Annotated in this window: 11 protein-coding genes and 4 tRNA genes; 10 read left to right on the top strand and 5 right to left on the bottom strand. The window is 66.5% G+C overall.

Features of this window, described 5'->3' with window-relative positions; genetic code table 11:
* The first annotated feature begins 292 nt into the window (after positions 1–292).
* From ASE28_RS06205 to ASE28_RS06195, 3 genes are all read left to right on the top strand, one after another.
* Entirely contained in the window at positions 293–742 is a 450-nt protein-coding gene (locus ASE28_RS06205) for a nuclear transport factor 2 family protein (protein ID WP_057265551.1), read from the top strand.
* Positions 743–816: 74 nt separating this feature from the next.
* A complete protein-coding gene (locus ASE28_RS06200) occupies positions 817–1,833 on the top strand; it encodes a YheT family hydrolase (protein WP_057265578.1) in 1,017 nt (338 codons plus the stop codon).
* Positions 1,826–2,359: a DUF2946 family protein gene (locus tag ASE28_RS06195; protein WP_057265549.1), complete on the top strand. Its 534-nt coding sequence runs from the start codon at positions 1,826–1,828 to the stop codon at positions 2,357–2,359. Before ASE28_RS06200 ends, ASE28_RS06195 begins: the two co-directional genes overlap by 8 nt.
* Positions 2,360–2,417: 58 nt before the next feature.
* On the opposite strand, the gene ASE28_RS06190 is transcribed toward ASE28_RS06195, so the two are convergent.
* The 4 genes from ASE28_RS06190 to ASE28_RS06175 all read right to left on the bottom strand — a co-directional run bounded on the left by ASE28_RS06190 (position 2,418) and on the right by ASE28_RS06175 (position 9,032).
* On the bottom strand, positions 2,418–2,984 hold the full coding sequence (locus tag ASE28_RS06190) for a cytochrome c5 family protein (protein ID WP_057265547.1): 567 nt from the start codon (positions 2,982–2,984) through the stop codon (positions 2,418–2,420).
* 158 nt (positions 2,985–3,142) lie between these two features.
* On the bottom strand, positions 3,143–4,570 hold the full coding sequence (locus tag ASE28_RS06185) for an efflux transporter outer membrane subunit (protein WP_057265545.1): 1,428 nt from the start codon (positions 4,568–4,570) through the stop codon (positions 3,143–3,145).
* On the bottom strand, positions 4,563–7,718 hold the full coding sequence (locus tag ASE28_RS06180; protein WP_057265543.1) for an efflux RND transporter permease subunit: 3,156 nt from the start codon (positions 7,716–7,718) through the stop codon (positions 4,563–4,565). Before ASE28_RS06180 ends, ASE28_RS06185 begins: the two co-directional genes overlap by 8 nt.
* A gap of 9 nt (positions 7,719–7,727) precedes the next feature.
* On the bottom strand, positions 7,728–9,032 hold the full coding sequence (locus tag ASE28_RS06175; RefSeq protein WP_057265575.1) for an efflux RND transporter periplasmic adaptor subunit: 1,305 nt from the start codon (positions 9,030–9,032) through the stop codon (positions 7,728–7,730).
* Between the two features lie 163 nt (positions 9,033–9,195).
* Between ASE28_RS06175 and ASE28_RS06170 the strand changes: the two genes are divergently transcribed.
* The 3 genes from ASE28_RS06170 to ASE28_RS06160 all read left to right on the top strand — a co-directional run bounded on the left by ASE28_RS06170 (position 9,196) and on the right by ASE28_RS06160 (position 10,616).
* Positions 9,196–9,846: a TetR family transcriptional regulator gene (locus ASE28_RS06170; protein ID WP_057265541.1), complete on the top strand. Its 651-nt coding sequence runs from the start codon at positions 9,196–9,198 to the stop codon at positions 9,844–9,846.
* 67 nt (positions 9,847–9,913) lie between these two features.
* Positions 9,914–9,989, top strand: a tRNA-Arg gene (locus ASE28_RS06165).
* 285 nt (positions 9,990–10,274) lie between these two features.
* Positions 10,275–10,616, top strand: a complete 342-nt coding sequence (locus ASE28_RS06160; protein ID WP_057203543.1) for a hypothetical protein — start codon at positions 10,275–10,277, stop codon at positions 10,614–10,616.
* 81 nt (positions 10,617–10,697) lie between these two features.
* Here the strand turns inward: ASE28_RS06160 and ASE28_RS33525 are convergent, their stop codons facing one another.
* Positions 10,698–11,003 (bottom strand): diguanylate cyclase, encoded by a 306-nt coding sequence (locus tag ASE28_RS33525; protein WP_082607951.1) that lies wholly within the window; start codon positions 11,001–11,003, stop codon positions 10,698–10,700.
* A 154-nt stretch (positions 11,004–11,157) separates the two neighbouring features.
* Between ASE28_RS33525 and ASE28_RS06155 the strand changes: the two genes are divergently transcribed.
* The 4 genes from ASE28_RS06155 to ASE28_RS06140 all read left to right on the top strand — a co-directional run.
* A tRNA-Tyr gene (locus ASE28_RS06155) sits at positions 11,158–11,243 on the top strand.
* Between the two features lie 69 nt (positions 11,244–11,312).
* Positions 11,313–11,386: transfer RNA gene (locus ASE28_RS06150), tRNA-Gly, on the top strand.
* A 64-nt stretch (positions 11,387–11,450) separates the two neighbouring features.
* Positions 11,451–11,525 (top strand) — tRNA-Thr (locus tag ASE28_RS06145).
* 75 nt (positions 11,526–11,600) lie between these two features.
* Positions 11,601–11,696: GTP-binding protein (locus tag ASE28_RS06140; RefSeq protein WP_033470817.1), on the top strand; the 96-nt coding region annotated here is incomplete at its 3' end.

The following is an 11,696-nucleotide window of genomic DNA, read 5'->3' as shown; positions in this document are numbered from 1 at the left end:
GCTCATCGATGGGTTGAACTGTACGCCGCAGGTGATCAAAGAAAAACCACCCAGTCGCGAACTAACTGTTCCAGTATTGGAAACAATGCCGAAGGAACTTTGAAGGGTTTACCCGAGCCTCAGTGGAACGAGCGGGCGCTTCCCGGGTCTGGGTACATGAAAACCCGTAGCGAAAATCGGGACGATGGTGGGGGTCGAGCAGAGGCTGTCCACGGCGGTTCCATGCCGGTCCATCCGCTGCGGCAGCGGACCGCGCACAATAGGCGCACGCCCACAATCCCCTTTTTTGCCCATGCCACGTGCACGACCCACCGCAGCCACCCAGGGCGGTTCTTCGGACGAGACCGAAGCCGCTTTTTACGACGCACTCCAGCGGGGCGACATCGAACTGCTGATGTCGTGCTGGGCGGATGAAGAGGACATCGTCTGCGTGCACCCGGGTGGCCCCCGGCTCGTAGGGGCGGGCGCCATCCGCACGGCGTTCGAGGCCATGTTTGCCAACGGCACGGTGCGTGCCCGGCCGACGCAGGTGCGCCGCGTGCAGGCGCTGTCCAGCGCCGTGCACAGCGTGGCCGAGCATGTGGAGGTGATGTTGCCCGACGGCATGCACCGCGCCATCGTGATTGCCACCAACGTGTACCACAAGACCCCGCAGGGCTGGCGCCTGGTGGTGCACCACGCCAGCGCGGGCGTGGTGGAGGACGTACAGGCCATGCAGGTGCAGCAGCCGGTGCTGCATTGACGCTGCACTCTATGCACTCCCTGCACTCCCTGCACTCCCTGCACTCCCTGCACTCCCTGCACTCCCTGCACTCCCTGCAATACACGGCGCCACGGTGGCTGCCCGGCGGGCAACTGCAGACCATCTGGCCCGCGCTGTACTCGCGCCGTGCCTTCGGCGCATCACCGCGGTACCGGCGCGAGCGCTGGGCCACGCCCGATGGCGATTTCGTGGATGTGGACTTCCTGGACGATGGGGTGGCACCGGGCACGAAGCGCCCGCTGCTGGTGGTGTTCCACGGCCTGGAAGGCTCCTCGCGCAGCCACTACAGCGAGGCCTTTGCCGACCTTGCGCGCGAGCGCGGCTGGGCCTGCGCGTTGCCGCATTTCCGTGGCTGCAGCGGCGAGATCAACCGGGCCCCGCGCGCCTACCACTCGGGTGACCATGCCGAGATCGGCTGGATGCTGCAGCGCCTGCGTGCTGGCCACAAAGGCCCGCTGATGGCGGCAGGCGTGTCGCTCGGGGGCAATGCGCTCCTGCGCTGGGCCGCCGAGGTGGGCGAGGAGGCCGGCCGCAGTGCCGATGCCGTGGCGGCGGTGTGCTCGCCCATCGACCTGGCCGCCGGTGGGCATGCCATCGGGCGTGGCTTCAATCGGCAGGTCTACACCCGCATGTTCATGCGCAGTCTGGTCCCCAAGGCCTTGCAGAAGCTGGCCCAGCACCCGGGCCTGTTCGACCGCCAGGCCCTGCTGGCGGCGCGCGACCTGTATGAATTCGACAACGTCTTCACCGCGCCGGTGCATGGCTTTCGCAACACCGAGGACTACTGGCTGCGGGCTTCGGCCAAGCCGCTGCTGCACCGCATCCGCATCCCGGCCCTGGTGGTGAATGCGCGCAACGACCCCTTCGTTCCGGCCAGCAGCCTGCCCAGTGTGAGCGAGGTGGGCCCGTGCGTCACCCTCTGGCAGCCCGCGCATGGCGGCCACGTGGGCTTTGCCAAGGGGCGCCTGCCCGGTCATGTGCGCGCCATGCCGGACACCGTGGGCGCTTGGCTCGCGGCGCAGGCTGACACGGAAGATCTTGGCGCGGGGGCACAATCGCGGCATGGATGACATCGTCAAACAGGCCTTGGCCAAATGGCCCAACGTGCCCGACTGCTACGGCTGGCTGGGGCTGGATGCGCGCGGGCGCTGGTACATGCGCGACGACAGGACGCAGGCCGTCGGCCCGTTTCCACAGGCCAAGGGCTCGCTGCTGCAGCACGAAAAGCTGATCGACTTCATCCACCGCAACTACGAAGCCGACGAAGCCGGGCAGTGGTTCTTCCAGAACGGGCCGCAGCGCGTGTATGTGGAGCTCGAAGCCACACCGCTGGTCTGGCGCCTGGCGGCCGATGGATCGGTGACCTCCCACACCGGCAAGCCCACGACCGTGGAGCAATGCCTGCTCGATGCGCAAGGCCGTGTCTACCTGGCCACGCCCCTGGGCCTGGGCCTCGTGCACACCCTGGATGTGGGCCTGGCCGCCGACGCGGTGGAGCAGGGGCGCTGGACGCCGGTGGAGGTGCAGGCCGAGGAACTGCCGGCCCGCTATGGCTTCGTGCCCAGCCCGGCAGCGCGGCACGCCACCGCTGCCTGATTTCCCACAAAAAAGCCGACCTCGCAGGGTCGGCTTTTGCTTGGCGCGCGCAGTTCGCTTATTGCGATGCGCCAGACGCTGGCGCCATTGCAGCCGATGCTCCGTCACCTGCAGCGGAAGCCGCCGCCGCGGGGGCTGCAGGTTCTTGGAACTTGGCACCACCGGCATTGGCCATGAAGGCCGCGGCGCGCGCAATCTCGGTGTCGCTGAAATCGCCACCGCCTTGCGGCGCCATGGCACCCTTGCCTTTGAGCGCCGAATTCACCAGCGCGTCCAGGCCGGCAACGATGCGAGGGCCCCAGGCGGCGGCATCGCCAAACTTCGGTGCCCCTGCTGCACCCGTGGCGTGGCAGGCGGCGCATTGGGCCTTGTAGACCGCTTCGCCATTGGCCAGCGGCCGGTTGGCGTCGCGCACTTCGACCATGCCTACCTTCTGGATGCGCGCGGCGGTCGCTTTCTGGGTGTCCACCGCGCCGGCCGCCGGCTTGTTCTCCGAGGTGACGTACAGGACGAGGCCGATGATGGCAAAAATCGGAATCACAAACGAGGCAAGTACCGCGATCAGCAACTGCTTGGGGTTCTTGATCGGGCCGGTATGGGCTTCTTCGTGGTGGGTGTCGCTCATGACTTCCTCGGGTTTATCGTGGGGCTTTGATGCAATCAACCTTCAATTATATCTGCCGGGGCCCCCGGGCCCTGAAGCGCGCGCGACCTGCGCGTTGAAAGGCACAGAAAACATTTCCGGGCGGCCCACTGCCACAGGCAGTAGCCGCCCGACGGGGCTCAGGAGCCCGCCGCCACCGGGGCGGCCGTACCGCCGCCGCCCAGGGCCTTGTACAGCAGCACCTGGTTCTGCAGCTGGGCCAGTCGCACCTGCACCACACCCTGCTGGGTGGCGAACAGGGAGCGCTCGGCATCGAGCAGGTCCAGGTAGCTGGAGACGCCGTTGCGGTAGCGCAGGTCGGCCAGGCGCAGGCGCGCTTCCTCGGCCTCGGCCTGGCGCTGCTGGGCGTCGGACTGCTCGGCCAGGGTGGACTGGCCGGCCAGCGCGTCGGACACTTCGCGGAACGCCGTCTGGATGGCCTTCTCGTACTGCGCCATGGCAATGCTGCGCGAGGCCTGCGAACTCTGCAGGTTGGCCTGGTTGCGGCCCGCGTCGAAGATCGGCAGCAGCAGCGACGGCGCGAGGGTGAAACCCCAGGAGCCGCTCTTGAACAGGCCCGAGAGCTCGCCGCTGGCCGTGCCGGCCTGCGCCGTCAGCGAGATGCGGGGGAAGAACGCAGCGCGCGCAGCGCCGATGTTGGCGTTGGCCGCGATCAGTTGCTGTTCGGCCTGGCGGATGTCGGGGCGCTGCGTGAGCAGCTCCGACGGCAGGCCGGCAGGCAGGGCGGCCATGGCCGGCGCATTGGCCAGCGTGCTGCCCGCCAGGCTGGCCAGCACGTCGGCCGGCACCGGCTGGCCCAGCAGCAGGGCCAGCGCGTTTTCGTCCAGCGCACGCTGGCGCTGCTGTTGTGCCAGGGTGGCGCGCGCGGCCTGCGTCAGCGATTCCGCCTGGCGGAAATCGAGTTCCGAGGCCACGCCGGCATCCAGGCGCAGGCGCGTAAGGCGCACCGATTCCTCGCGCGAGGTCAGGGTGCGGCGTGAGAGCTTGAGCAGCTCTTCGTCGGCCAGCAGTGTGAGCCAGCCATTGGCCACGGCAGCCACCAGGCTGACCTGGGCGGCGTTGCGGCCTTCCTCGCTGGCCAGGTACTGCGCCAGCGCCTGCTCCTTAAGGCTGGCGATGCGCCCGAAGAAGTCGATCTCCCAGGCCGAGAGGGCCAGTCCCACGCTGAACGAGTTGGTCAGGTCGCCATTGGAGGCCGAGGGCCCCCGGCTGGCGTTGACACCCAGGCCCACGCTGGGGAACTGGTCGGCCCGGCGGATCTGGAACTGTGCACGCGCCTGCTCGATGTTGAGCGCGGCCACGCGCAGGTCGCGGTTGTTGGCCAGCGCTGCGCCGATCAGGGTCTGCAGGCGCGGGTCGGCGAAGTAGTCCTTCCACGGCACGGCGGCTGCGGTGGCAGCACCGGCAGGCGTGGCCGTGCCCGCCTGGTAGGTGCCGGGCACGGGCGCTGCGGGGCGCTCGTACGTGGGAATCAAAGAGCAGCCGGAGAGCAGCAGCGCCACAGCGGCGGCCACAGCCAGGGGCAGGGGGGTACGTCGATCAGTCATGGGTTCCAACTCCTGCTTCTTCTGCATGGCGGCGGTTCATCTCCTGCTGGCGCGCGCTGCCCTTGAACAGGCTGCGCACCACCACGAAGAACACGGGCACGAAGAACACGGCCAGCGCCGTGCCGGTGATCATGCCGCCGAGCACGCCGGTACCGATGGCACGCTGGCTCGCCGAGCCCGCGCCCGAGGCGATGACCAGTGGCACCACGCCCAAGCCGAAGGCGAGGGAGGTCATCACGATGGGCCGAAAGCGCAAGTGGGCTGCGGCCAGTGCCGACTCGATCACGCCCTTGCCCTGGGCCTGCAGGTCCTTGGCGAACTCGATGATCAGGATGGCGTTCTTGGCGGACAGGCCGATGATGGTGATCAGCCCCACCTGGAAGTACACGTCGTTCGCGTAGCCGCGCAGCAGGGTGGCCAGCAGCACGCCCAGCACGCCGAGCGGCACGACCAGGATCACGGCCAGCGGGATCGACCAGCTCTCGTACAGTGCGGCCAGGCACAGGAACACCGCCAGGATGGCGAAGCTGTACAGGATCAGCGACTGCGAGCCGGCGAGCTTTTCTTCGCGGGACTGGCCCGTCCACTCGTAGCCAAAGCCTGCGGGCAACTGGGCCGCGAGCTTTTCCATCTCGGCCATGGCTGCGCCGGTGCTCATGCCGGGCGCGGGCGAACCCGAGATGCGCGCAGCAGGGTAGCCGTTGTAGCGCACCGTCTGCTGCGCGCCCTTGATCCAGCGGGTGCTGGCAAAGGCCGACAGCGGTACGGGCTTGCCCTGGCTGTTGGTGGCGTTGATCTTGAGCAGATCGTCGGGTTGCATGCGTGCCGGTGCATCGGCCTGCACCACCACGCGCTGCAGACGGCCCTGGTTCGGGAAGTCGTTCACGTAGGTGGAGCCCAGGGCCGTGGACAGGGCCGAGTTGATCGCGTCGAACGGCACGCCCAGTGCGTTGGCCTTGTCGCGGTCGATATCGATCTGCAGCTGCGGCGCGTCTTCGAGGCCGTCGGGGCGCACCTGGGTGATCACCTTGCTCTGCGATGCCATGCCCAGCAACTGGTTGCGGGCGTTGATCAGCGCTTCGTGCCCGGCGCCGCTGCGGTCCTGCAGGCGGAACGAGAAGCCGCTGGCATTGCCCAGCTCGGGAATGGGGGGCGGGCTCAGCGGGTAGATGAAGGCATCGCGGATGCCCATCAGCCCGCCGAAGGCGCGGCCGGCCAGGTCCTGGGCCGACTGGCCGGGGGCGTGGCGTTCCTTCCAGTCCTTCAAGGTCACGAAGGCGAGCGCCGCGTTCTGGCCCTGGCCGGAGAAGCTGAAGCCCAGCACGCCGACCATGCTCTGCACCTCGGGCTGCTTGAGGATGAATTCCTCGACCTGCTGCATCACGGCCAGCGTGCGCTCCTGCGTGGCGCCTGGCGGCAGCTGCACGTTGACGATGATGTTGCCCTGGTCTTCACCTGGCAGGAACGAAGTGGGCAGGCGCATGTAAACGACCGCCACGGCCCCGACGATGGCGGCGTAGATGATCAGGTAGCGCGCGGCCTTTTTCAGGATGCGTGATACCACGCCTTCATAGCCCTTGGCGGTGCGTGAGAAACCGCGGTTGAACCAGCCGAAGAAGCCGCTCTTTTCATGGTGGTGGCCGGCTTCCACCGGCTTGAGCAGTGTGGCGCACAGGGCTGGCGTGAGCGACAGCGCCATGAAAGCCGAGAATGCGATGGAGGTCACCATCACCGCCGAAAACTGTCGGTAAATGTTGCCGGTGGAGCCTGCAAAGAAGGCCAGCGGCACGAACACCGAGATCAGCACTACGGTCACGCCGATGATGGCGCCCGAGATCTGGCGCATGGCCTTGCGGGTGGCTTCCAGCGGCGGCAGGCCTTCCTCGCTCATGATGCGTTCGACGTTTTCCACCACCACGATGGCATCGTCCACCACGATACCGATCACCAGCACCATGCCGAACATGGTCAGCACGTTGATCGAGAAGCCCAGGGCCAGCAGCGTGGCGAACGTGCCCAGCAGGGCGATGGGCACCACGATGGTCGGGATGATGGTGTAGCGCCAGTTCTGCAGGAACAGGAACATCACCAGGAACACCAGGGCCACGGCTTCCAGCAGCGTGATGGCCACCTGGGTGATGGAGATGTCCACGAAGCGCGAGCTGTCGTAGGGAATGCTCCATTCCGTGCCTTCGGGGAAGAAGCGTGCCAGTTCGTCCATCTTCACACGCACGGCCTTGGCGGCCTCCAGCGCATTGCCGCTCGGGGTCAACTGCACACCGATACCGACGGCGGGCTTGCCGTTCAGGCGTGCCGAGGTGGAGTAGGCCTGGCCACCGAGTTCCACACGCGCCACGTCCTTCAGGCGCACGGTGGAGCCGTCGGGGTTGGCGCGCAGCACAATGGCGCCGAATTGCTCGACGCTGGACAGCTGGCCGTTGACCACCACCGTGGCGGCGATGCCCTGGCCGGCCACATTGGGCAGGTCACCGATGGTGCCGCTGGCCACCTGCGCGTTCTGTGCGCGAATGGCGGCCGTGATCTCCGCCGATGACAGGTTGAAGCTGACCATCTTGGCCGGGTCGATCCAGATGCGCATGGAGCGTTCGGTGCCGAACAGCTGGGCCTGGCCGATGCCGGTCAGGCGCTGCAACTCGGGCACGATGTTGCGCGAGGCGTAGTCGCCCAGGGCCACGGTGTCCATCTTCGGGTTGGTCGACGAGAGCATCGTGAACAACAGGAAGTTGGAGCGCGACTTGTCCACGCGCACGCCCTGCTGCGTCACGGCCGAGGGCAGCCGAGGAGAAGCGCGCGAGAGGCGGTTCTGCACGTCCACCTGCGCCAGCTCGGCATTGGTGCCGGGCTGGAAACTCAGCGTGATGCTGCCGGAGCCATCGGCCTGGGCCACGGACTCCATGTAGATCAGGCCGGGTGAGCCGTTCATCTCGCGTTCGATGACGGACAGCACGCTGTCCTCCAGCGTCTGCGCCGATGCGCCGGGGTAGGCGGCGTTGATGACGATCGATGGCGGTGCCACCGGCGGGTACTGCGCGATCGGCAACTGCGTGATCGCCACGCCGCCCATCACCATGATGAACAGCGCGATCACCCACGCGAAGATCGGGCGGTCGATAAAGAACTTGGCCATGGATGCCCCTTATGGCTTCGATGCAGCTGCTGCTGCGGCGGGTGCCGCGTCCGAGGCTGCGGCGGCGGCAGGGGCCGCTGCTGGCGCGGCGCCGGCAGCCTGCCATGGGACGGGTTTCACGGGCGTGCCCGGGGGCAGCATCTGCAGCTTCTGGAAGCCGTCGACCATGACCTTCTCGCCGGCCTTCAGACCATCGAGCACCACCCAGCGGTTGTTCTGCGCAGCGCTGATCTTCACGCTGCGCGGGCTGATCTTGCCGTCGTCGCCGACCACGCTCACCGTGTCACCCTGCTGGGTGCGCGTCACGGCCTGCTGTGGCAGGGTGATGGCATTGCTGGCCTGGGCCTGCTCGATCTGCACGCGCAGGTACAGGCCAGGCAGCAGCTCGCCCTTGGGGTTGGGCACTTCGGCGCGCAGCGTGACCTGGCCGGTGCTGGCATCGACCGACAGGTCCGAGAACAGCAGCTTGCCGGGGTGTGCGTACGCCGAGCCATCGCTGAGCAGCAGCTTCACGCTGGCCGCTTCGCCGCCCGCGCGCTTGAGCTGGCCGTTTTCCATGGCACGGCGCAGCTGGAACACATCGGTGGCCGACTGGGTGAAGTTCACGTACACCGGATCGATCTGCTGGATGATGGCCAGCGGCGTGGCTTCACCCTGGCCCACCAGCGCGCCTTCGGTCACCAGGGCACGGCCGATGCGCCCGGAGATGGGCGCCGTCACGCTGGCGTAGCCCAGGTTGATGCCCGCCGTGCGTGTGGCGGCGCGGCCGGCCTCCACATCGGCCTGGGCCTGCTTCTGGGTGGCCTCGGCGTTCACGAAATCCTGCTTGCTGATGGCGTTGGCGGCGACCAGTGGGCGGTAGCGTTCCACCGTGGCCGTGGCCTGCGCCAGATTGGCCTCGGCCTTGGCCAGGCTGGCCTTGGCACTGTCGGCGGCCGCCGCGTAGGTGGCCGGGTCGATGCGGAACAGGGGCTGGCCCGCCTTCACGTCGCTGCCTTCGCGGAACTGGCGCTGCAGCAGGATGCCGGCGGCCCGTGCGCGCACCTGGGCAACGCGCGACGCTTCCACCCGGCCGGGCAGCTCGGTGATCAGGCCCACGTCGCCTGGGGTGGCAACCACCACGCCCACTTCGACGGGAGGCATCTTGGGGGCGCCGCCGGCTGCGGCCGGGGCATCGGCCTTGCCGCACGCGGCGAGAAAGACGGCAACGGCGCACAGGGCGGCCACTGGCAGCATCCGCTGCAGGGCAGGGACGCGCGCAATGCGGGGAGAGGGGTCACGCAGGCGAGGCATGGGAGTCCTTGTGTTGGGCATCAACGGTATGGTCACGGCAGGCACCGCCGACCAGCAATTTGCGTCGGCGACTAAGAGTTTCTACCAATAGATGGACAATTATACATACAACCATGGATGTATAATAGAGGCGGCGTCCACCCCTGGCCGCCCGCGAATTTGCACGGAATGAGAGGCTGTACCCATGGTGCGCAGAACCAAAGAGGACGCGATTGCCACCCGCAACGGCCTGATCGACGCAGCGGAAAAGGTGTTTTACGACAAGGGCGTCTCCCGCGCCTCCTTGAGCGACATTGCCCTGGCCGCCGGCACGACCCGGGGCGCCATCTATTGGCACTTCAAGGACAAGGTCGACCTCTTCAATGCCATGATGGACCGGGTGACGCTGCCGCTGGAGCAGGGCTATGGCGAGTTCGAGGCCAGCGTCTGCCCCGATCCGCTGCAGCGCCTGCGTGCCGTGATGGCCCTGGTGCTGGAGAGCGTGGCCTCGGACGAGCGCACCCGCCGGGTGTTCGAGATCGCCATGCACAAGGTGGAATATGTGGGCGAGCTGGTGGCGGTGCGCGAGCGCCACCTGGCTGCCAGTGATGGGTTCATCCGCCAACTGGCCCGTGATTTCGAGCTGGCGGCCCAGGCCCAGCACGCGGCCATGCCGGTATCGCCGATGGGCGCGGCCATGGGGCTGCACGCGCTGTTCGATGGCCTGATCCAGAACTGGATCCTCTCCAACGGGGTGTTCGATCTCGTCGGCATCGGCCGGGTCTGTACCGATGCCTTCATTTCCGGGCTGGGCCTTCGGCTCGGGGTTCCGGCGCCAGCTGCGGACAGGCCGTGAACGTTGGGTGGGCCCCGCTTGTGCTGGAGGGGGCCTGCTGCATGCGATAATCCAAAGCTACACGCATGCGGCTGTAGCTCAGTGGATAGAGTATTGGCCTCCGAAGCCAAGGGTCGTGGGTTCGATCCCCGCCAGCCGCACCACCATCTTCCGGAATGAACCTGGATGTACACGCGAGCGTGCTCCCTCCACCTGACCGCAGCGCTGCGCAGCGCGCCCATGCTTGCCTTGGTGTGGCTTCGCGTCTTCGGTGCCGGGCCTTGTCGGCCCCTGTTCGTGCCGATTGCCGCCGGGCCAGGTGCCTGGTGCATTGCCGTGCCGCCACTTTCCATCCATTGCCTTCGTTCCTGATGCCGCCTGCAAAGGCCGCGCCATAGTGCTGATGTCGATGGCTGCGGCACAACCCTGGAACAACATCTTCTCCCCCCATGTCGCATCTGCTATTCAAATGGGTCCTCCGTGAGGACCGTTACGAGTTTTCCGGCCAGGCCCAGACACCACGGGCCCTGCAGGCCGAGGTGGATGCCGAGATCGTGAAGATCTGGGCCTGGGTGCAGCGCCAGAAGCTGCGGCCAGGGCAGTTTGGCTGGGAGGCCACGCGCCGCACCGCGACCAGCAAGGACGAGGTGCTGACCGTGGCCCACGGCGCTGTCGTGGCCGATGGCAGCACGGTGCTTCATCCGCAGGAGACGCGTGTCGTGGTCACGCTGCCCGAGAAAGTGGCGGTGCAGTTCCGCTTCGAGTTCAATGTGGTGGATGACCGCAGATGAGGTAGGCATGCCACGGCGGCAGGGCGCGGCGCTCGCCGGCCTGCCCGGGCATGGGAATGTGCATGTACATGTGCATGTGCATCAGGCGGCGGGAGCCTCGGTTTCCGCCAGCACCCGGTCTCCCACCAGATGCCCATGCTGGTCATTGACGGCCTTGAAGTGGTCGATGTCCGGCAGCAGTACCGAGAAGGGATTGCGGTAGCGCTGCCAGCGCATCATCTCTTCGCTGCCGTGCTGCAGGATCGCCCGCCGCGCCAGGGTGCCAGCGCCACCCGAGGTCGCTGGCCGGCTCTGTGGCGCTGGCGGCGAGACGAGAGGGCCGTGTGGACCTCGGCGCAGGGGTGGTATTTTTTTGGTGCAGAAAGCCTCAGGCTGGCGCCAGGGCATCCGTGGGTGGCATAGAATCGAAGTCTCGGACAAAAACGCCGGTGCTCTCGCAAGAAGTGCGGCGGAATGTTCGGGATGAAAAGTAGTGTTTGGAATTTTTCGGCTGGCACTTTTGCGAAGTGCAAAAATTCAGTGCTATAATTCGAAATTCTCCGGAGGGGTGCCCGAGTGGCTAAAGGGGGCAGACTGTAAATCTGTTGGCTTACGCCTACACTGGTTCGAATCCAGTCCCCTCCACCAGTAGAAGAAAATGAAAGCAGGTTGCGGCAGGTCCTTCGCGGGGCTGGGGTCGCAGGGCCAGTTGGCAGTGCGGGAGTAGTTCAATGGTAGAACCCTAGCCTTCCAAGCTAATGACGCGGGTTCGATTCCCGTCTCCCGCTCCATTGTTCGGTTTGCTGGTTGGTTGAGAAGTAGAAGTCTTTTGATGCTGCGAAAGCAGTTTCAATTGCCCATGTGGCTCAGTGGTAGAGCACTCCCTTGGTAAGGGAGAGGTCGCGGGTCCGATTCCCGCCATGGGCACCAAAATTCTGGTGCATCCGCTTCAGGTTGTGCCGAAACCTTGTTGTGTAGTTGTAGATTTTTTTCGGAGTCGGAAAAATGGCAAAAGGTAAATTCGAGCGCACGAAGCCTCACGTCAACGTGGGCACGATCGGCCACGTGGACCATGGCAAGACGACCCTGACGGCGGCCATC

Source organism: Acidovorax sp. Root219, from assembly GCF_001428665.1.
Lineage (GTDB): Bacteria > Pseudomonadota > Gammaproteobacteria > Burkholderiales > Burkholderiaceae_C > Acidovorax.
The sequence above is the reverse complement of the archived record's forward strand: the minus strand, read 5'-3'. Positions and strand labels throughout refer to the sequence as shown.

What these genes read in the sequence shown, in the direction of transcription:
- ASE28_RS06205 (WP_057265551.1), top strand. Translation starts at nt 293, where the DNA reads ATGCCACGTGCACGACCCACCGCAGCCACCCAGGGCGGTTCTTCGGAC.
- ASE28_RS06195 (WP_057265549.1), top strand. Translation starts at nt 1,826, where the DNA reads ATGGATGACATCGTCAAACAGGCCTTGGCCAAATGGCCCAACGTGCCC.
- ASE28_RS06190 (WP_057265547.1), bottom strand. Translation starts at nt 2,984, where the DNA reads ATGAGCGACACCCACCACGAAGAAGCCCATACCGGCCCGATCAAGAAC.
- ASE28_RS06185 (WP_057265545.1), bottom strand. Translation starts at nt 4,570, where the DNA reads ATGACTGATCGACGTACCCCCCTGCCCCTGGCTGTGGCCGCCGCTGTG.
- ASE28_RS06180 (WP_057265543.1), bottom strand. Translation starts at nt 7,718, where the DNA reads ATGGCCAAGTTCTTTATCGACCGCCCGATCTTCGCGTGGGTGATCGCG.
- ASE28_RS06175 (WP_057265575.1), bottom strand. Translation starts at nt 9,032, where the DNA reads ATGCCCAACACAAGGACTCCCATGCCTCGCCTGCGTGACCCCTCTCCC.
- ASE28_RS06170 (WP_057265541.1), top strand. Translation starts at nt 9,196, where the DNA reads ATGGTGCGCAGAACCAAAGAGGACGCGATTGCCACCCGCAACGGCCTG.
- ASE28_RS06160 (WP_057203543.1), top strand. Translation starts at nt 10,275, where the DNA reads ATGTCGCATCTGCTATTCAAATGGGTCCTCCGTGAGGACCGTTACGAG.
- ASE28_RS33525 (WP_082607951.1), bottom strand. Translation starts at nt 11,003, where the DNA reads ATGCCCTGGCGCCAGCCTGAGGCTTTCTGCACCAAAAAAATACCACCC.